This window comes from Achromobacter dolens, from assembly GCF_902859745.1.
In the GTDB taxonomy this organism is placed as follows: Bacteria; Pseudomonadota; Gammaproteobacteria; order Burkholderiales; family Burkholderiaceae_B; genus Achromobacter; species Achromobacter dolens.
Genome location: NZ_CADIJW010000016.1, coordinates 67,187 through 85,457 on the forward strand (window position 1 = coordinate 67,187; position 18,271 = coordinate 85,457).

Here is an 18,271-nt window from a genome sequence, read left to right on the forward strand (position 1 = left end):
TGTCTGTGTCGGATTGCGTCGGCCCATCGCGCCGTTTGGAGGATAGCCGCGTCGCGGCCGGCGCGTCACACTACAAGCGCGGTCAGTTGGCCGCGCGGGCGCTGGCCACCAGGCTGTTGTCCAGGCGACGGGCGCCGTTGTAGCGCTTGCTCCAATAGGCCATGGTCATGTTTTCGACCCGCACCACGCCGCCAGCGCTGGGCGAGTGCACGAAGCGGTCGTCGCCCAGGTAGATGCCGACGTGCGAGTAGCGGCGACCCAGGGTGTTGAAGAAGACCAGGTCGCCGGCCTTGAGCTCGTTCTTGGCGACCGAAATGCCTTGCTGTGCGATTTCGGCGGCGTTGCGGGGCAGCTTCAGGCCCAGCGAGCGTTCGGCGGTGTAAGCGACCAGGCCGCTGCAGTCGAAACCGGTATCGGGGGAGTTGCCGCCGAAGCGGTAGCGGATGCCCAGGTAGTTCAGGGCTTCGCTGACCATCGCGTTGTCGCTGTTGACTTCGCTGTGGTTGCGTTGGCGTTCGCGCTTGAACTTCTGCACCACCAGCATGCCGATGGGATCATCGGCGGTGGCGACCCATTCCGTCTCGTAGGGATCGATCTCGGACGTATAGGCGGTGGATTTTTGAGAGGTGTTTGCACAACCCGCCAGACCCGCGACGCACGCCGCCAGCGCCAGCAAACGCAGACCGCGGTTTGCCTGGCCAGAGGATGAATTCAGTCGCGCGCTTTTGGAGTGTCGATGCATTCGCCTGGGGAAGGTCGCCGCCTGTTTCGCAATTTTCGGGCAATAAAGCGTCAAAAACGCTAAAAAACACCTGAATAGCTGAAATCAAGCAGCCAACCAACAGATATGTTGTCTACAACTTCGCGGGGATTCTACCAAACTTTTAAGACTGGTTCGTTACTGTAACCAGCCCGGCGCCCGTGAGGCGTAGACGCGTGGCAGAATTTTTTGACCTGCGGCAAGCCTCGTGCAAGGTTTGCCCACCAGAATGACCAAAGGATTCGAAAAGAAAGCAATCAGCCATACGGCGTATGCACAATAACAGGAGACAAAAATGCAAAAAACCCGGGATTTCCATTACCGCTCGGTGCACGACCGCGACGCCTTCTGGCGCGAGCAGGCCGGCCGGGTGCACTGGGATACGCCGTTCGAGTCGGTCCTGGATTTTTCCCGGCCGCCTTTCGCCAAGTGGTTCGTGGGCGGGACGACCAACCTCTGTTACAACGCCGTGGACCGCTGGTTGCCGACCCAGGCCGACAAGCCGGCCCTGATCTGGGTCTCCACCGAAGTCGAGCGCGAGCGCATCTACACCCGCCAGGACGTCTATGACGAAGTGAACGCGGCCGCCGCGATGCTGCAGGACCTGGGCGTGGGACGCGGCGATCGCGTATTGCTCTATATGCCGATGGTGCCCGAGGCGGTCTTCACCATGCTCGCCTGCGCCCGCATCGGCGCGGTGCATTCGGTGGTGTTCGGCGGTTTCGCCTCGGTCAACCTGGCACAGCGTATCGACGATGCCGCGCCCAAGGTGGTGGTGTGCACCGACGGCGGCTCGCGCGGCGGCAAGGTGGTGCCCTACAAGCCGCTGCTGGACCGGGCGCTGGCGCTGTGCAAGACGCCGCCGGCCTCGGTGGTGGTGTTCGACCGTGGCCTGGCGCCGTTCGAGCCGGTCGCCGGCCGCGACCTGGACTACGCCACCCTGCGCGCTGCGCAGCGCGGCGTCCACGTGCCGGTGACCTGGCTGGAGTCGTCCGAACCGAGCTATATCCTGTACACGTCCGGCACCACCGGCAAGCCCAAGGGCGTGCAGCGCGACACCGGCGGCTATGCGGTGGCGCTGGCGTCGTCGATGGAATATCTGTTCGACGGCAAGGCCGGCGACACGTTCTTCTGCACCAGCGACATCGGCTGGGTGGTGGGGCATTCCTACATTGTGTATGGCCCGCTGATTGGCGGGCAGGCGACCGTGCTGTACGAAGGCACACCGGTGCGCCCCGACGGCGCCATCCTGTGGAAGCTGGTGGAGCAGTTCGGCGTCAACACGCTGTTTTCGGCGCCGACGGCGGTGCGGGTGCTCAAGCGCCAGGACCCGGCCTTGCTGCGCAAGCATGACCTGTCCTCGCTGCGGGCGGTGTACCTGGCGGGCGAGCCGCTCGATGAGCCCACCGCGCAATGGATTTCCGAGGGCCTGGGCAAGCCCATCATCGACAACTATTGGCAGACCGAGTCCGGCTGGCCCATTCTGTCGGCGCAGCCGGGCGTGGAAAAGGTGCCGACGCGCTTCGGCAGTCCATCGTTCCCGGTCTATGGTTTTGATGCGCGCATCGTCAGCGAGTCCAGCGGCGAGGACCTCGGACCCGACCAGAAGGGCGTGGTCGCCATTGTGCCGCCGTTGCCGCCGGGCGCCATGTCGACCATCTGGGGCGACGACGAGCGCTTCGTCCAGACCTATTTCACGTCGATCCCGGGGCGCCAGGTGTATTCGACCTTCGATTGGGGGCTGGTCGACGCGGATGGGTATTGGTTCATCCTGGGACGCACCGACGACGTGATCAACGTGGCCGGCCACCGCCTGGGCACGCGCGAGATCGAGGAGTCGGTCAACAGCCATAGCGGCATCGCCGAGTGCGCGGTGGTGGGCGTGGCGGACGCGCTCAAGGGGCAGGCGGCGATGGCCTTCGCCGTGCTGAAGAATCCCGCGGCGGCGGAGACGGCGGAGGGCGCAAAGCAACTGGAAGCGGATATCATGCGGCTGGTGGAAGATCAGCTGGGCGCGGTGGCGCGACCGGCCCGCATCCGGTTCGTGGGCGCGTTGCCCAAGACCCGCTCGGGCAAGGTGTTGCGCCGCGCCATTGTCGCGGTATGCGAAGGCCGTGATCCCGGCGACCTGACCACGATCGAAGATCCCACCACCCTCGAACAGATCAAGGAGTCGCTGCAATGAATACCAAACCCGTGCTGACCGCCGAAGACGTCAAGAAGATCCTGGCCGCGGCCGAAGCACACGCCCAGCAGAACAAGTGGGCCGTCACCATCGCCGTATCCGACGACGGCGGTCACCTGCTCGGCATGCTGCGACTGGACGACGCCGCGCCCATTTCCTCGCACATTGCGCCGGCCAAGGCCAAGACCGCGGCCCTGGGCCGCCGTGAGTCGCGCGTCTACGAAGAGATCATCAACAACGGCCGCTATTCCTTCCTGTCGGCGCCGCTGATCGAAGGCATGCTGGAAGGCGGCGTGCCGATCGTGGCCAACGGCCAGGTGGTGGGCGCGGTCGGCGTGTCGGGCGTGAAGTCCACCGAAGACGCCCAGATCGCCCAGGCTGGCATCGCCGCGCTGGGTCTGTGAGCCAGGAAACGCCGCGGCAGGCGCCCGATGGCGCCGCCGTCTCCGCCGGCGGGGCGGCGGACAGGAGTCCGCTGAACCCCGGCGTGGCCAAGCGCGAAGTCTGGGCCTGGGCCATGTACGACTTCGCCAATTCCGGCTACACCACCGTGATCCTCACGGCGGTGTTCAGCACCTATTTCGTCGGCGTGGTCGGCGGCCGCGCGCCGTGGGCCACGCTGGCCTGGACCGCGGCGCTGTCGCTGTCCTATCTGCTCATCATGCTGACGATGCCCACGCTGGGCGCGCGCGCCGACGCGCGCGCCGGCAAGCGGCGCCTGCTGTACAGCAGCACGATCGGCTGCGTGGCCGCCACGCTGGTGCTGACCCAGGCGGGGCCGGGCGATGTATGGCTGGCGCTGGCCGCCATCGTCGTCTCCAACTATTGCTACTGCGTCGGCGAGTCCGTGGTGGCGGCATTCCTGCCCGAGTTGGCCAAGCCGTCGGCGCTGGGCCGGGTGTCGGGCTGGGGCTGGAGCTTCGGCTACTGCGGCGGCATGCTCACCCTGGGCCTGTCGCTGGTGGTGGTGAAACTGGCCGAGGCCGACGGCCTCGACGCCGAACACTTCGTGCCGCGCGTCATCCTGGTGACCTGCGCGGTGTTCGCGCTGGCGGCGCTGCCGTCGTTCTTCCTGTTGCGCGAGCGCGCGCGGCCTTCCGGCGAACCGCAAGCGGCGCTGGCGATGCTCAAGCGCCTGGCCTACGCCTGGCGCGAAACCGGCCAGCATTTTCCCGAGTTCCGCCGCCTGCTGATGTGCATCGCCTGCTATCAGGCCGGCATTTCGGTGGTGATCACGCTTGCCGCGGTGTATGCCTCGGAGGTCATGGGTTTCACCACGCCGCAGATCATGCTGTTGGTGTTCACCGTCAACATCGGCGCCGCTGCCGGCGCGTTCTCGTTCGGCTATGTGCAGGACCGCATCGGCCACAAGCCGGCGCTGGCGATCACGCTGTGCGGCTGGATCCTGATGGTGCTGGTGGCCTACGCCGCGGCGACGGCGCCGGTGTTCTGGGTGGCCGCGACGCTGGCCGGCCTGTGCATGGGCACGACGCAGAGCGCGGGCCGCGCCATGACCGGCGCGCTGGCGCCGGCCGGACGCCTGGCCGAATTCTTCTCACTGTGGACGTTCGCGGTGCAACTGGCCGCGGTCATCGGCCCGCTGACCTACGGCTTGGTGACCTGGGCCACGCATGGCAACCACCGTCTGGCCATCCTGGTCACCGGCCTGTTCTTTGTCGGCGGCCTGATCCTGCTGTCGCGCGTGGACATGGCGCGCGGCCTGGCGCGCCGCGCCGCATGACGGCGCGGGCGTTCGCCGCAACTGATATTCTTATGAAGTCCCGGACATCGCTGCGCCTGATGGCGGCGCGATGTCCGGCGGGTTGCGTATTGCGCTGTCAGTTGTCGATGCCGTTGCCGCCATGTTTGGCGCGCGTTTCCGCGGGATACGGGCTTATGGCCCGTATTTTGCGTAAGGTGCCCGTAAGAGCGCGGCGATACGGTTGCGAGTGGGCAGTCAGATAAAAACGGCATCAACAACAGAATCACAGATTGGAGACAAGATCATGTCGAATGCTATTGAGTCCGTACTGGTGGAAACCCGGGTGTTCCCGCCGCCGGAGCGCGCGGCGCAGGGCGCCGCGATTCCCAGCATGGACGCCTACAACGCGTTGTGCGCGCAGGTCGAAAAGGATTTCGACGGTTTCTGGGCCGGCCAGGCCCGCGACAACCTGCAGTGGACCAAGCCGTTCACCGAGGTGCTGGACGAATCCAACGCGCCGTTCTACCGCTGGTTCGGCGACGGCGAACTGAACGTTTCGGCCAACTGCCTGGACGTGCACCTGACCAACGGCAACGCCGACAAGACCGCCATCATCTTCGAGTCCGATGACGGCAAGGTCGTCAAGGTCACCTACCGCGAACTGCTGGCGCGCGTGTGCCGCTTCGCCAACGGCATCGCCAAGCTGGGCTACAAGAAGGGCGACCGCGCCATCATCTACATGCCCATGTCGATCGAGGCCGTGGTGGCGATGCAGGCCTGCGCCCGCCTGGGCGTGACGCATTCGGTGGTGTTCGGCGGCTTCTCGGCCAAGAGCCTGCAGGAGCGCATCGTCGACGTCGGCGCCTCGCTGGTCATCACCGCCGACGAGCAGGTGCGCGGCGGCAAGACCATTCCGCTCAAGCCGGCGGTGGAAGACGCCATTGCCATGGGCGGCTGCGAAGCCGTCAAGCGCGTCATCGTCTATCGCCGCACCGGCGGCAAGGTGGCCTGGAACGAAGGCCGCGATCTCTGGATGCACGACGTCGAGGCCGGCCAGGCCGACACCTGCGAGCCGGTGCCGGTCAATGCCGAGCATCCGCTGTTCATCCTGTACACCTCCGGTTCCACCGGCAAGCCCAAGGGCGTGCAGCACTCGTCCGCCGGCTACCTGCTGTGGGCGCTGCTGACCGTCAAGTGGACCTTCGACGCGCGCAAGGACGACGTCTACTGGTGCACGGCCGACGTGGGCTGGGTCACCGGCCATACCTACATCACCTACGGCCCGCTGGCCGCGGGCCTGACGCAGGTGGTGTTCGAGGGCGTGCCGACGTTCCCCAACGCCGGCCGCTTCTGGGACATGATCGCGCGCCACAAGGTCACCACCTTCTACACCGCGCCGACCGCGATCCGCTCGCTGATCAAGGCCGCCGAGGCCGCGCCCGAGACCCATCCGTCCAAATACGACCTGGACAGCCTGCGCATCATCGGCACGGTGGGCGAGCCCATCAACCCCGAAGCCTGGATCTGGTATCACAAGAACGTCGGCCGCGAGCGCTGCCCCATCGTCGACACCTGGTGGCAGACCGAGACCGGCGGCCACATGATCACGCCGCTGCCGGGCGCCACGCCGACCAAGCCGGGCTCGTGCACCCTGCCGCTGCCGGGCATCGCCGCCGCCATCGTCGATGAGACCGGCGGCGACGTCGACCAGGGCAACGGCGGCTTCCTGGTGATCAAGCGTCCGTGGCCGGCGATGATCCGCAACATCTGGGGCGACCCGGAGCGCTTCAAGAAGAGCTACTTCCCGTCGGAACTGCGCGGTTATTACCTGGCCGGCGACGGCGCGCAGCGCGATGCGGACGGCTACTTCTGGATCATGGGCCGCATCGACGACGTGCTCAACGTGTCGGGCCACCGCCTGGGCACGATGGAAGTGGAATCCGCGCTGGTCGCGCACGAACTGGTGGCCGAGGCCGCCGTGGTCGGCCGTCCCGACGACACCACCGGCGAAGCCGTGGTGGCTTTCGTGGTGCTCAAGAGCGCCCGTCCCGAAGGCGCCGAGGCGCAGGCCATCGCCAAGACGCTGCGCGACTGGGTGGCCAAGGAAATCGGCCCGATCGCCAAGCCCAAGGACATCCGCTTCGGCGACAACCTGCCCAAGACCCGCTCTGGCAAGATCATGCGCCGCCTGCTGCGCGTGGTCGCCAAGGGCGAGGAAGTGACGCAGGACGTGTCCACGCTGGAAAACCCCGCCATCCTGGAACAACTGTCCAAGCCGCTGTGACGCGGCGCGCGCCGTCCGTCATGCGGACGGCGCGGACGGTCGCCCGCCCAACGGGAGCATAATGCGAGATGCCCATGCCGGTTTGCCGGCATGGGCATCGTCGTTTTTTCCTTCGCCACTTTCACTGGAGACGCCGCCGTGAGCCGCAGCAGTTTCGATCGCGCAGGGCTGGCCCTGATGTTCAGCACCATCCTCGTGTGGGCGGGGAGCTGGATCGCGATGAAGCTGATCGTGCCGTACATCGGTCCGTTCGATTTCGTGGCGCTGCGCTACGTGACCGGCGCGCTGGTGCTGTTCGCGCTGGCCGCCGCCACCCGGCGGCCGTTGGGCCTGCCGTCGTGGAAGCTGACCTTGCTGATCGGCCTGACCCAGACCGCCGGTTTCCAGGGCTTCGTGCAGACTGCGCTGGTATCCGGCGGCGTCGGCAAGGTGTCGTTGATGGCCTATACCATGCCGTTCTGGGTGGTGCTGTTCGCGTGGGGCCTGCTGGGCGAGCGGCCGACGGCCCGCCACGGCGTCGGCATCGGCCTGGCCGCGATCGGACTGGTGCTGTTCATCGAACCCTGGCACGGCGTGGGCGAAATGCGGCCGGTGCTGCTGGGGCTGGGCAGCGGCCTGTGCTGGGGCGTGGGCACGGTGCTGTCCAAGCGCATGTTCGAGCGTCACGCGCCCGACGTGATGACCTTCACGGCCTGGCAGATGCTGTTTGGCGGACTGGTGATGACGCCGGTGGCGTGGCTGGCGCCGCAGATCCCGGCGCAGTGGGGCTGGCAACTGTGGACCGGCATGGTCTATATCGTCCTGATCGCCACGGCCGCCGGCTGGCTGCTGTGGCTGCAGGTGGTGCGGCGGGTTCCGGCTTCGATTGCCGGCCTTTCCAGCCTGGGCGTGCCGGTGGTGGCGATGCTGATGGCGTGGGCGGTGCTGTCCGAGCGTCCGTCGCCGGTCGAGCTGGGCGGCATGGCCCTGATCCTTGCCGGCATTTTTGTCGTTAGTCGCGCGGCGCCTGCCGCGCGCGCGGGCTGATCGGCCCGTTAACCGGATTCCGTTCTCCTTCAAGGAAGCTTCATGATCGATTTGCGCAGTGATACCGTCACCCGGCCGTCTCCGGCCATGTTGCAGGCCATGGTCAGCGCGCCGCTGGGCGACGATGTGATGGGCGATGACCCCACGGTCATCCAGTTGCAGCAGGCAGTTGCCGAGCGGGCGGGCAAGGTCGCGGGCCTGTTCTTTCCGTCGGGCACGCAGAGCAATCTGGCCGGCCTGATGGCCCATTGCGAACGCGGCGACGAGTACCTGGTGGGCCAGCAGGCCCATACCTACAAGTACGAGGGCGGCGGCGCGGCGGTGCTGGCCAGCATCCAGCCCCAGCCCATCGAGCACGCCGAGGATGGCTCTCTGCCGCTGGAGAAGCTCGCTGCCGCGCTCAAGCCCGAAGGCGATCCGCACTTCGCCCGCACCCGGCTGCTGGCGTTGGAGAACACCTTCCATGGCAAGCTGATTCCGGCGGATTACGTGCGCGCGGCGACCGACTGGGCCCGCGGCCATGGCCTCGCCACACACCTGGACGGGGCCCGCGTGTTCAACGCCGCCGTCGCCAGCGGCAAGCCGCTGGCCGAGATGTGCCAGCCATTCGATTCTGTGTCGATCTGCTTTTCCAAGGGGCTGGGGGCGCCGGTCGGTTCGGTGCTGGTGGGCAGCGCCGAACTGATCGCCCGCGCGCGCCGCTGGCGCAAGGTGCTGGGCGGCGGCCTGCGCCAGTCGGGCGTGCTGGCTGCGGCCTGCCTGTACGCGCTGGAACATAACGTCGAACGCCTGGCGCAGGATCACGCCAACGCACGCCTGCTGGCCGACGGCCTGCGCGGTATCACCGGCGTGCGGGTCCTGAGCCAGGACACCAACATGGTGTTCGCGGAATTCGAGCCGGCGCGTTGCGATGCGCTGACCGCCGCGCTGGCTGCCGATGGCATCCTGATGCGCGCGGTTTACGGCGGGCCGACGCGCCTGGTGACGCATCTGGATGTGTCGAGCGCGGACGTGCGCCGGGTGATCGAGGCCGTCGCTCGCCATCTGCGATGACCGATAGCGTAAGGCGGGCTGGCCCGCAAGGGACCGCCCATGCCGGCATGCCTCCCGCCACGTCGGGTCAGTCGCCGGCGCGCAGCACCTGCGCCAGCACGGAGAACAGCTCGTCGATCTGCGCGGGCTCGATGACCAGCGGGGGCGACAGCAGCATGGTGTCGCCGGCCGCGCGGATCAGGCAGCCGCGTTCCAGGCAGGCCTGGTGCACGGCATAGCCGCGCTGGCCCGGCTTGCCCGCGAGCGGCGCCAGTTCGATCGCGGCCAGCAGGCCGATGTTGCGGATGTCCACCACGTGCGGCAGGCCCTTGAGGCCGTGGGCCGCGTCCTCCCAATAGCGCCATAGGTCGCGGCTGCGCTGGAACAGGCCGTCGCGGCGGCAGATGTCCAGCATTGCCAGCCCGGCCGCGCAGGCCACCGGGTGGCCCGAGTAGGTGTAGCCGTGGGCCAGCTCGATGGCGTTCTCCGGGCCTTGCATGAAGGCGTCGTAGACATGCTGGCGCACCAGCGTCGCGCCCATCGGAATGGCGCCGTTGGTCAGCCCCTTGGCGCTGGTGATGAGGTCGGGCGTGACGCCGAAATGCGCCGAGGCGAAGGCGCCGTCGACGCGGCCGAAGGCGCAGATCACTTCGTCGAAGATCAACAGGATGCCGTGCCGGTCGCAGATCTCGCGCAGCTTCTGCAGGTAACCGCGTGGCGGCACCAGCACGCCGGTGGATCCGGCCACCGGTTCGACGATGACAGCGGCGATGGTGGAGGCGTCGTGCAGCGCCACGATGCGCTCGAGCGCATCGGCCAGGTGCGCGCCCCAGTCCGGCTGGCCGCGGCTGTAGGCCATCCGCTCGCGGTCGTAGGTATGCGGCAGATGGTCCACATAGGGCAGCAGGTTGCCGAACGGCTTGCGATGGCCGCCGATGCCCGAGACCGACAGGCCGCCGAACCCCACGCCGTGATACGAGCGTTCGCGGCCGATCAGGCGCACGCGTTGGCCTTCGCCGCGCGCGCGGTGGTAGCCCAGCGCAATCTTGAGGGCGGTATCGACGGCCTCGGATCCGGAGTTGGAAAAAAACACGTTGGAGAAACCGGCGGGCGCCTCTTCGCACAGCTTTTCGGCCAATTCGAACGCCAGCGGATGGCTCATCTGAAACGACGGCGCGTAGTCCAGCTCATAGGCGGTGCGGGCGATGGCCTCGACGATTTCGGGCCGGCGATGGCCGGCGTTGACGCACCACAGGCCCGCGATGCCGTCCAGCACGCGGCGGCCGTCGGGCCGGATGTAGTGCATGCCCTCGGCCGCGCTGAAAAGCACCGGATCGCGCTTGTAGCGACGGTTGGCGGTGAAGGGCATCCAATAGGCGTCGGCGTTGAGGGGAGAGGACAGATGAGGCGTGGGCGAGGGCATGGGCTTGCTGCTTCAAGGAAGTTCAGGTGCGACCATTTTGTATTAATAATAAGAAAAATACAATTTAGAGGGCAGAAAAGACGGAACGGCGGTTCGGGAATGCAGGTTCAGGATTGCCGCAGTGAGGTCGAAAGGTGTTCGCGCATGAGTTGCGAGGCCTTTTCCTGGTCGCCGGCTTCCAGCGCGGCGATGATGCGCAGGTGTTCGTTGCTGGAGTCCACGAAGCGCGCTTCGCGGTGGAACGCGGCGTGTTCTTCCAGGCGGCGCAATTGATTCTGCTGTTGTACGGCCTGCAGGATGTAGCGGTTGCCGGAGCAGCGCGCGAGCATTTCGTGGAACGCGGCGTTCAGGCCGAAGAACTCAGCGGCCGAGATCCCGGCGTCGTCGCGCTGGATCAGCGCCTCGTGCGCGGCGCGCATGCGCTCCAGGGCATTACGGTCGAGCCGGAACGTTGGCTCCAGCAGGCCGGCGCATTCGATCGTCATGCGGAAGCGGTAGCTTTCGTCGAGCGCCTCGCGGTTCTCCAGCGAGGGCGCGAATTGCCAGCCGTGGCCCTTGCGCTTTTCCAGCAGGCCGTCGGCCGACAACTGCAGCAGGGCCTTGGCCAGCACGCTGCGCGGCGCGGGATAGCGCTGCAGCAGCTCGCGCTCGGTGAACTGGTCGGGCAGCACGCGGGTGGCGCGGTCGGCGATCAGGCGGCGGTAGAGTTCGTCCTGGGTCGGACCCGCGCCGGCGATGGCGGGCGAGGCCTGGGCGGCGTTTTCGGCCACGGTGTAGCCGCTGTTGGGACGATGCGTGATCAGCCCCTGGGTAGCCAGCAGCCGCAGCGCGCCGCGCACCGGGGTACGTGATACCTCATAGCTCGCCGCCAGCGCTTCCTCGGACAAGTGGGCGCCAGGCGCGTGGCGCCGCGCCACGATGTCCTGTGCGATCAGGCGCGCCAGGTCGACTTGCAGCGCAGTGGGGCGGGCGGGAGCGGCAGGAGGCATGGAGGAGCGCGGGAACGGCGGTGCTGCAATGGTAACGGACAGACGCGGCCTCAGCCATGATGCGCGCGACTGTCGCCCGGCGCCTGGTCTCGGTCCCGCATGCCATAGTCGCGCAGCACCTGCGCGACGCGCAAGCGATAGTTGGCGAACACGCCGCCCCGTCCCGCTTCCTGGGCGCGGCGATGCGATTCCAGCGAGCGCCAGCGCCTGACCGCGTCCTCGTCGCGCCAGAACGACAGCGACAGCAGCTTGCCTGGGGTCGTCAGGCTCTGGAAGCGCTCGACCGAAAGGAAGCCGTCTATGGTCTTCAGTTCATCGATCAGGCCCGCGGCGATGTGCAGATAGGGCGCGGCATTGCCGTCGGCGGGCTCGACTTCGAATATCACGGCGATCATGGGGTGGGCTCCTCGGTGAAATCAAATTGGGGAATGCGCGCGTTGGGCAGGGGGCGGTAGCGAAAGCGCGCCGCCAGGGCGGCGCCATCGATGCCGGCCTTCAGCAGGTGAACGAGCGCGCCGGCCGCATCGCGCCGTGCCGCGTCGCGGCCCGGGCAGGCATGACTCTGTGCGCCGAAAGTCCAGTGCGCATCGGGTTGCGCCATGGCGGCCGCGGCCAGCACCAGCAGCACGGTCTCGTCGGCCTCGATGCGCTGGCCATCCAGTTCAATCGGGCCGGCCAGGAAGCGGCGGGTGTTGTGGATGGGCGGGTCGTGCCGCAGCGTCGCATCGACCATTTCCCAGGCCTGCGCCCGCGTCAGGTCCGCGCCGGATCCCAGGCGCGCGGCGCGCAGCAGCGCATTGCCCAGCAGGCCGGCGCCGGCTTCGCAGGCCTGGAACAGCAGGCCCGCCAGGTTGGCGGCCAGCAGCATCGGATCCAGGCCGGCCTCTGTGCCGAGGACGCGCAATTCGCGCAAGGCCGGGCTGGCGGCGGCATCATCCAAATGGGCGCGCAGGCGCGCCAGCAGGCGCTCGGCCGCCGCGTGTCCGGCCGCCGTCCGGTCCTCGGCGGCGGAGGGCGGCAGGGCTGCGAGGAACGCGCCGATATCGCGTGCGCATTCCGCGGCCACGGCGCCAGGCAGGCCGATGGCACAGGCTTGCGCAAAAACCGGGGCGGCGTGCAGGCAGCGGTCGACGCTGCTGGCCGAGCGTGCGTCCAGGTCCAGCCGTTGCCAGTCGGGCGCGGGGGCCAGCGGCGCCTGTCGCGCCAGGAAGCCGCTGAACAATCTCTTGAGACGGCGCTGCCGCGGACCATCGTTCATCCGCAGGAAGCGGCCGAACAGCAGGCCGGCGGGACCCGCGGCGATTCCCTTGGGCACTGGCTCGGCGAGGGGGCGCACACGGGCGGCGGGGTGGCGCATGATGTCGCGGATCAGCCTTGGATCGCTGGCCACCCACAGGCCCAGCCGAGTGTCCCGGTAGAGGGGGCGATCGCGGGCCAGCGCGGCGTAATAGGGATAGGGATCGACGTGCGTGACCGCCTGCAGCGGATCGGTAGGAAAGGGCGTGGACATGGGCGGCGCGGCTGGCTCGGGGACCGCCAGTATCACCGCGTCGCGCCAGCGACGATTCGGCCCGGGTCGAACTATGCCTGCGCGGTGTCCGCCAGCAGCGCGGCATAGCCGGCGCGCGAGTCCGGCCATTGCAGCGCCAGGCCGCTGGCCCGCAGACGGGCGTTGTTGAGCTTCTTGCTGCCGACCCCATTGGGCGCGGGGCCGTCGCCAGGCGCCGGGGCGCCGATCATCCGCGCCAGCTCGGCATAGAGTTCATGCAGCGGCAGGGGCGTGTCGTCGCAGCCGATGTAGACCGGCAACGCATCGGGCAGCAGCGCCACGTGCGCGATGGCGGCCGCGGCGTCGTCGATGTGGATGCGGTTGGCCCAGTGCGGCGGTTCGAGCGGCGCGCTGGCCTTGCCCGTCCGCAGCCGTTCGATCAGTTGCAGGCGGCCGGGGCCGTAGAGGCCGGCGAAGCGCAGGGTGGTGTGCGGGATCGCGCGCGCGGCCAGCGCCGCTTCCGCCTCGAGCAGGATACGGCCGTTGAAGCCTTGCGGCGCGGGCGGCGTGTCTTCATCGACCCAGTCGCCGCGATGTTCGCCATACACCGCGCTGGACGATACGAACACGACGCGCTCGACCTGGCGCGTGTCGAGCGCATCCAGCACGTGGTTCAGGCCGTCGACGAACACGGCGCGATAGGCGGCGGGATCGCGCGCGCCAGCCGTGGCGACGTGGATCACGCGGGTGATGCCTGCCGGCAGCGCCGGCAGGCTATCCGGTTGGCTGATGTCGCCTGCCAGCCAGCGGATGCCGCTGGCGTCGTCGGCCGGCGGGTGGCGGCGCAATGCGTAGACCGTGTCGCCGCGCGCCAGCAGGCGGCGCGCGGCGCGTTGGCCGAGATCGCCGCAGCCGATGAAAAGCACGCGTTCAGCCATGGCCGCCGACGCCTGCTACATGCCGCTGTAGACCGGGCCCTCGCCGCCCTGCGGCGCCACCCAGACGATGTTCTGGGTCGGGTCCTTGATGTCGCAGGTCTTGCAGTGCACGCAGTTCTGCGCGTTGATCTGCAGGCGGTCCTCGCCATGGTCGTCCTTGACGAACTCGTAGACGCCAGCAGGACAGTAGCGCGATTCCGGACCGCCGTACTTGGCGAGGTTGACCTGCACCGGCACTGAGGGATCCTTCAGCGTCAGGTGGACGGGCTCGTTCTCGTCGTGGTTGGTGTTGGAGATGAACACCGAGCTGAGCTTGTCGAAGGTCAGCTTGCCGTCGGGCTTGGGGTAATCGATGCGGGCGCACTGCGAGGCCGGCTGCAGGCAGGCGTGATCGGGCTTGCTGTGGCGCAGGGTCCACGGCATCTTGCCCTTGAACACCAGTTGCTCGATGCCGGTCATCAGCGTGGCCACGGTGCGGCCCTTCTTGAACCACTGCTTGAAGTTGCGCGCCTTGTTCAGCTCGGTGTGCAGCCACGAATTCTTGAAGGCCTCGGGATACGCGGCCAGTTCGTCGTGGCGGCGGTCGGCCACCAACGCGTCGAACGCGGCCTCGGCGGCCAGTTTGCCGGACTTGATGGCGGCATGGCTGCCCTTGATGCGCGAGGCGTTCAGGAAGCCGGCCTCACAGCCGACCAGCACGCCGCCGGGGAAGGTCAGCTTGGGCAGCGACAGCAGGCCGCCCGCCGTGATGGCGCGCGCGCCATAGGCGATGCGCTTGCCGCCTTCGAAGGTGCCGCGGATGGCGGGGTGGGTCTTGTAGCGCTGGAATTCGTCGAACGGCGACAGCCAGGGGTTGGCGTAGTCCAGGCCGACGATCATCCCCACCGCCACCAGGTTGTTGTCCAGGTGGTAGAGGAACGAGCCGCCGTAGGTGTCGGAATCCAGCGGCCAGCCGGCGGTGTGGATCACCAGGCCGGGCTTGGACTGAGCCGGATCGACTTCCCACATTTCCTTGATGCCGATGCCGTAGGCCTGCGGGTCGCGGCCATCGTCGAGCTTGTAGCGTTCGATCAATTGGCGGCCGAGCTGGCCGCGCGCGCCTTCGGCGAACACCGTGTAGCGCGCGTGCAGTTCCATGCCGGGCTGGTAGTGGGCGGTATGGCTGCCGTCGCGGGCCACGCCCATGTCGCCGGTGGCCACGCCGCGCACCGCGCCGTTCTCGTCGTACAGCACTTCGACCGCCGCGAAGCCGGGGAAGATCTCGACGCCCAGCGCCTCGGCCTGCTCGCCCAGCCACTTGACCACGTCGCCCAGGCGGACGATGTAGTTGCCTTCATTGTGGAAACAGGGCGGCAGCAGCCAATTGGGGGTGGCGCGCGCGCCGTTCTCGGACAGGAACAGGAATTTGTCCTGCGTCACGGGCACATTGAGCGGGGCGCCCTTGTCTTTCCAGTCGGGAATCAGTTCGGTCAGCGCCAGCGGATCCATCACCGCCCCGGAAAGGATGTGGGCGCCCAGTTCGGCGCCTTTTTCCAGGACGCAGACGCCGATTTCCTGATTCTTTTCAGCGGCTAGCTGCTTCAGACGGATAGCGGTGGCCAGGCCGGCGGGACCCCCGCCAACCACGACCACGTCATATTCCATCGACTCGCGTTCAGACATTGCAAAGCTCCCCGTATGTATTCCATATATGGCTGGAAGTATTATCGGCGATTGTATTGCAGGCGGAGACCTTGCACGTCTTCGCATTTCCATCAGACATCAGGAGCAATTGGTGAACCCGGACACTCTGTCTGCGCGGATTCTGGCGGTGGGCGACACCCACCAAGTGGATTTGCCTTTGCGTTGGGGCGATTCCGACGCCTTGAACCATCTCAACAACACGCTGTATTTCCGCCTCATGGAAGAGGCGCGCATGCAGATCCTCTATGACGCGGGCTTCGAATTGCCGGCCGATGACGGCGCCATCCTGGCGCATGCATCCTGTGATTTCCTGCGCCCGTTGACCTATCCGGCGACGGTGCGGGTGACGCACAAGGTGACGCGCATCGGTCGTTCCAGCGCGGAATTCGAGCTGCTGCTCGAGAAGGTCGGCGATGACGCGGGTCCCTATGCCCGCGGCCGTAACGTGCTGGTGTGGATGGATTACGTGGCCAATACGTCCGCTCCGTGGCCGCCCGAAGTGCTGGCGAAAATGGCCACGCAGTTCCAGCCGGCCGCCTAGGCGCGGGGGCGGTGGCGGTCCGACTTCGATGCGGCGTTTGAAACGACGCCCGCATTTGCCGGCCATGCCGTTAAAATCCAGGACAGAACCACAATACGAATGACAGGGCGCGCCACCCTCGGCGCCGCGAGCCAGCAGGCATCGGGCCCGGCCGCGATGCCGCCGGACCGCGAAACCGGCAGCCGCGCCCCAAGTAAAAACAGGGTCCACCCAGGATCGCCGGCCTCCTTCTCGGGGCAAGCGGTCCGGCAAGGCGGGCGGATCCTCTTCAGTTCGACCTTAACTAGGAGTTGGAGCGATGGACAAGGTTTTTGCAAGCGCCCAGGAGGCGCTGGCAGGCATCGTCAAGGACGGCCAGATGATCGCCGTCGGCGGTTTCGGCCTTTGCGGCATTCCCGAGGCCCTGATCGCCGCGCTGCGCGATTCGGGCGTGAAGGATCTCACTTGCATCAGCAATAACGCGGGCGTCGACGGCTTCGGCCTGGGCCAGTTGCTCAACACGCGCCAGGTCCGCAAGATGATCGCGTCGTACGTGGGCGAGAACAAGGAATTCGAACGCCAGTTCCTGTCGGGCGAACTCGAGCTCGAATTCACGCCGCAGGGCACGCTGGCCGAGAAGCTGCGCGCCGGCGGCGCCGGCATTCCGGCGTTCTTCACCCGCACCGGCGTGGGCACCATCGTCGCCGATGGCAAGGAAATCCGCGAATTCGACGGCCAGCAATATGTGATGGAACGCTCGCTGGTGCCGGACGTGTCGCTGGTCAAGGCGCACATCGCCGACCGCAGCGGCAACCTGGTGTTCCGCAAGACGGCGCGCAACTTCAATCCGAACGTGGCGATGGCCGGCAAGTTCACGGTGGTCGAGGTCGAGCAGATCGTCGACACCGGCAGCCTGGACCCTGACCAGATCCACCTGCCCGGCATCTATGTGCACCGGATCGTGCTGAACGCCAATCCGGAAAAGCGCATCGAACAACGCACCACTCGCCCGGCCTAAGGAGAACACGACATGGCATGGTCCCGCGATGAAATGGCGGCGCGCGCCGCGCGCGAGCTGCAAGACGGTTTTTACGTGAACCTGGGTATCGGCCTGCCGACCCTGGTGGCCAACCACGTTCCCAAGGGCGTCGAGGTCTGGCTGCAATCCGAAAACGGCCTGCTGGGCATCGGCCCGTTCCCGACCGACGCCGAGGTCGACGCCGACCTGATCAACGCCGGCAAGCAGACGGTCACGACGCTGCCCGGCTCGTCGATCTTCTCGTCGGCCGACTCGTTCGCGATGATCCGCGGCGGCAAGATCAACCTGGCCATCCTGGGCGCGATGCAGGTGTCCGAAAAGGGCGACCTGGCCAACTGGATGATCCCGGGCAAGATGGTCAAGGGCATGGGCGGCGCGATGGACCTGGTGGCCGGTGTCGGCCGCGTGGTCGTGCTGATGGAACACGTGGCCAAGAAGAAGGACGGCACCGAGGACATCAAGCTGCTGCCCGAATGCAACCTGCCGCTGACGGGCGTGGGCGTGGTCGACCTGATCATCACCGACCTGGGCGTGATGGAAGTCACCGACAACGGCCTGAAATTGCTGGAAACGGCGCCGGGCGTGACGGTGGAGGAGATCCAGTCCAAGACGCACGCCAAGCTGGACGTGTCGGCGGTCAAGTAATCCGCCGCCAAGGCATCATGAATAACGCCCCGCAAGGGGCGTTTTTCATTGAAGGCCCGCCAGGCGTGGCGGGCAGGGCGCCCCGGGGCGTGGCGATCAGGCCGCTTCGCGCAGCAGCATGCCGACGTGCGGGATGCCATCCTCGATGTACTCCTCGGTCACCGGCACGAAGCCGTGCCCGCCGTAATAGCCGCGCAACCGGGCCTGCGCGCCCAGGTAGACCGGCTGGCCCGGCCACAGTCGCGCCACTTCGTCCTTGGCGCGGCGCATCAGTTCGTGGCCCAGGCCCGTGCCGCGCGCCGCTGACGCCGTGATGACGCGGCCAATGATCGCCTGGCCGTCGTTCAGCGCGGGTTCGAGCAGGCGGCAATAGGCCAGCAGCGCGCCGTTTTCCCAGGCCATCAGGTGTTCCGTCTGTCCCTGCAGGTCCTTGCCGTCCATGTCCAGGAAGACGCAATCCTGTTCCACCACGAAGACCTCCGAGCGCAGGCGCAGGATCGCGTAGAGCTCGGCCAGGGTCAATTCGGCGTGGGGCTTGCAGGTCCAGAGAGGCATT

The 18,271-nt window shown here is 67.3% G+C and carries 17 protein-coding genes; 9 read left to right on the forward strand and 8 right to left on the reverse strand.

Going from position 1 to position 18,271, the window contains the following annotated elements; translation table 11 throughout:
- Positions 1-82: 82 nt before the first annotated feature.
- A complete protein-coding gene (locus HV783_RS14140; protein WP_054501536.1) occupies positions 83-742 on the reverse strand; it encodes a C40 family peptidase in 660 nt (219 codons plus the stop codon).
- A 313-nt stretch (positions 743-1,055) separates the two neighbouring features.
- Here HV783_RS14140 and HV783_RS14145 point away from each other — a divergent pair, with 313 nt between their 5' ends.
- From HV783_RS14145 to ltaE, 6 genes are all read left to right on the forward strand, one after another.
- A complete protein-coding gene (locus HV783_RS14145; protein WP_175189344.1) occupies positions 1,056-2,945 on the forward strand; it encodes a propionate--CoA ligase in 1,890 nt (629 codons plus the stop codon).
- The gene (locus HV783_RS14150) at positions 2,942-3,349 is read left to right on the forward strand and encodes a heme-binding protein (protein WP_054501534.1); all 408 of its coding nucleotides are present in this window, start codon (positions 2,942-2,944) and stop codon (positions 3,347-3,349) included. Before HV783_RS14145 ends, HV783_RS14150 begins: the two co-directional genes overlap by 4 nt.
- A complete protein-coding gene (locus tag HV783_RS14155; RefSeq protein ID WP_116792756.1) occupies positions 3,346-4,686 on the forward strand; it encodes an MFS transporter in 1,341 nt (446 codons plus the stop codon). Before HV783_RS14150 ends, HV783_RS14155 begins: the two co-directional genes overlap by 4 nt.
- Before the next feature lie 265 nt (positions 4,687-4,951).
- On the forward strand, positions 4,952-6,931 hold the full coding sequence (acs, locus tag HV783_RS14160; protein ID WP_054501532.1) for an acetate--CoA ligase: 1,980 nt from the start codon (positions 4,952-4,954) through the stop codon (positions 6,929-6,931).
- Between the two features lie 138 nt (positions 6,932-7,069).
- Positions 7,070-7,957 carry a DMT family transporter gene (locus tag HV783_RS14165; protein WP_116792770.1) on the forward strand — a complete coding sequence of 296 codons (888 nt, stop codon included), beginning with the start codon at positions 7,070-7,072 and terminating at the stop codon, positions 7,955-7,957.
- Between the two features lie 42 nt (positions 7,958-7,999).
- Positions 8,000-9,010: a low-specificity L-threonine aldolase gene (ltaE, locus tag HV783_RS14170; RefSeq protein ID WP_054501531.1), complete on the forward strand. Its 1,011-nt coding sequence runs from the start codon at positions 8,000-8,002 to the stop codon at positions 9,008-9,010.
- A 67-nt stretch (positions 9,011-9,077) separates the two neighbouring features.
- On the opposite strand, the gene aptA is transcribed toward ltaE, so the two are convergent.
- The 6 genes from aptA to HV783_RS14200 form a co-directional block, all read right to left on the reverse strand.
- A complete protein-coding gene (gene aptA / locus HV783_RS14175; protein ID WP_175189345.1) occupies positions 9,078-10,412 on the reverse strand; it encodes an omega-aminotransferase AptA in 1,335 nt (444 codons plus the stop codon).
- 107 nt (positions 10,413-10,519) lie between these two features.
- Positions 10,520-11,401, reverse strand: coding sequence for a GntR family transcriptional regulator (locus tag HV783_RS14180; protein WP_175189346.1), 882 nt, complete (start codon positions 11,399-11,401; stop codon positions 10,520-10,522).
- A gap of 50 nt (positions 11,402-11,451) precedes the next feature.
- Positions 11,452-11,796, reverse strand: a complete 345-nt coding sequence (locus tag HV783_RS14185) for an antibiotic biosynthesis monooxygenase family protein (RefSeq protein WP_144654972.1) — start codon at positions 11,794-11,796, stop codon at positions 11,452-11,454.
- Positions 11,793-12,911, reverse strand: coding sequence for a cytochrome P450 family protein (locus HV783_RS14190; RefSeq protein WP_175189347.1), 1,119 nt, complete (start codon positions 12,909-12,911; stop codon positions 11,793-11,795). Before HV783_RS14190 ends, HV783_RS14185 begins: the two co-directional genes overlap by 4 nt.
- 71 nt (positions 12,912-12,982) lie before the next feature.
- A complete protein-coding gene (locus HV783_RS14195; RefSeq protein WP_116792760.1) occupies positions 12,983-13,828 on the reverse strand; it encodes an NAD-dependent epimerase/dehydratase family protein in 846 nt (281 codons plus the stop codon).
- Between the two features lie 15 nt (positions 13,829-13,843).
- Complete coding sequence (locus HV783_RS14200) at positions 13,844-15,490, reverse strand: electron transfer flavoprotein-ubiquinone oxidoreductase (RefSeq protein ID WP_054416785.1); 1,647 nt, start codon at positions 15,488-15,490, stop codon at positions 13,844-13,846.
- Between the two features lie 112 nt (positions 15,491-15,602).
- On the opposite strand from HV783_RS14200, the gene HV783_RS14205 reads away from it, so the two are divergent.
- The 3 genes from HV783_RS14205 to HV783_RS14215 all read left to right on the forward strand — a co-directional run bounded on the left by HV783_RS14205 (position 15,603) and on the right by HV783_RS14215 (position 17,715).
- The gene (locus HV783_RS14205) at positions 15,603-16,052 is read left to right on the forward strand and encodes an acyl-CoA thioesterase (RefSeq protein WP_054501525.1); all 450 of its coding nucleotides are present in this window, start codon (positions 15,603-15,605) and stop codon (positions 16,050-16,052) included.
- Positions 16,053-16,350: 298 nt separating this feature from the next.
- Entirely contained in the window at positions 16,351-17,049 is a 699-nt protein-coding gene (locus tag HV783_RS14210) for a CoA transferase subunit A (protein WP_054501524.1), read from the forward strand.
- A gap of 12 nt (positions 17,050-17,061) precedes the next feature.
- The gene (locus HV783_RS14215) at positions 17,062-17,715 is read left to right on the forward strand and encodes a CoA transferase subunit B (protein WP_175189348.1); all 654 of its coding nucleotides are present in this window, start codon (positions 17,062-17,064) and stop codon (positions 17,713-17,715) included.
- Between the two features lie 96 nt (positions 17,716-17,811).
- Here HV783_RS14215 and HV783_RS14220 read toward each other — a convergent pair whose 3' ends face one another.
- On the reverse strand, positions 17,812-18,270 hold the full coding sequence (locus HV783_RS14220) for a GNAT family N-acetyltransferase (protein WP_175189349.1): 459 nt from the start codon (positions 18,268-18,270) through the stop codon (positions 17,812-17,814).
- Position 18,271: the final 1 nt, after the last annotated feature.

Bases quoted from the DNA above. Each gene is read 5' to 3' on its own strand.
- HV783_RS14140 (WP_054501536.1), bottom strand. From the start codon at position 742: ATGCATCGACACTCCAAAAGCGCGCGACTGAATTCATCCTCTGGCCAG.
- HV783_RS14145 (WP_175189344.1), top strand. From the start codon at position 1,056: ATGCAAAAAACCCGGGATTTCCATTACCGCTCGGTGCACGACCGCGAC.
- HV783_RS14150 (WP_054501534.1), top strand. From the start codon at position 2,942: ATGAATACCAAACCCGTGCTGACCGCCGAAGACGTCAAGAAGATCCTG.
- acs (WP_054501532.1), top strand. From the start codon at position 4,952: ATGTCGAATGCTATTGAGTCCGTACTGGTGGAAACCCGGGTGTTCCCG.
- ltaE (WP_054501531.1), top strand. From the start codon at position 8,000: ATGATCGATTTGCGCAGTGATACCGTCACCCGGCCGTCTCCGGCCATG.
- aptA (WP_175189345.1), bottom strand. From the start codon at position 10,412: ATGCCCTCGCCCACGCCTCATCTGTCCTCTCCCCTCAACGCCGACGCC.
- HV783_RS14180 (WP_175189346.1), bottom strand. From the start codon at position 11,401: ATGCCTCCTGCCGCTCCCGCCCGCCCCACTGCGCTGCAAGTCGACCTG.
- HV783_RS14185 (WP_144654972.1), bottom strand. From the start codon at position 11,796: ATGATCGCCGTGATATTCGAAGTCGAGCCCGCCGACGGCAATGCCGCG.
- HV783_RS14190 (WP_175189347.1), bottom strand. From the start codon at position 12,911: ATGTCCACGCCCTTTCCTACCGATCCGCTGCAGGCGGTCACGCACGTC.
- HV783_RS14195 (WP_116792760.1), bottom strand. From the start codon at position 13,828: ATGGCTGAACGCGTGCTTTTCATCGGCTGCGGCGATCTCGGCCAACGC.
- HV783_RS14200 (WP_054416785.1), bottom strand. From the start codon at position 15,490: ATGTCTGAACGCGAGTCGATGGAATATGACGTGGTCGTGGTTGGCGGG.
- HV783_RS14210 (WP_054501524.1), top strand. From the start codon at position 16,351: ATGGACAAGGTTTTTGCAAGCGCCCAGGAGGCGCTGGCAGGCATCGTC.
- HV783_RS14215 (WP_175189348.1), top strand. From the start codon at position 17,062: ATGGCATGGTCCCGCGATGAAATGGCGGCGCGCGCCGCGCGCGAGCTG.
- HV783_RS14220 (WP_175189349.1), bottom strand. From the start codon at position 18,270: ATGCCTCTCTGGACCTGCAAGCCCCACGCCGAATTGACCCTGGCCGAG.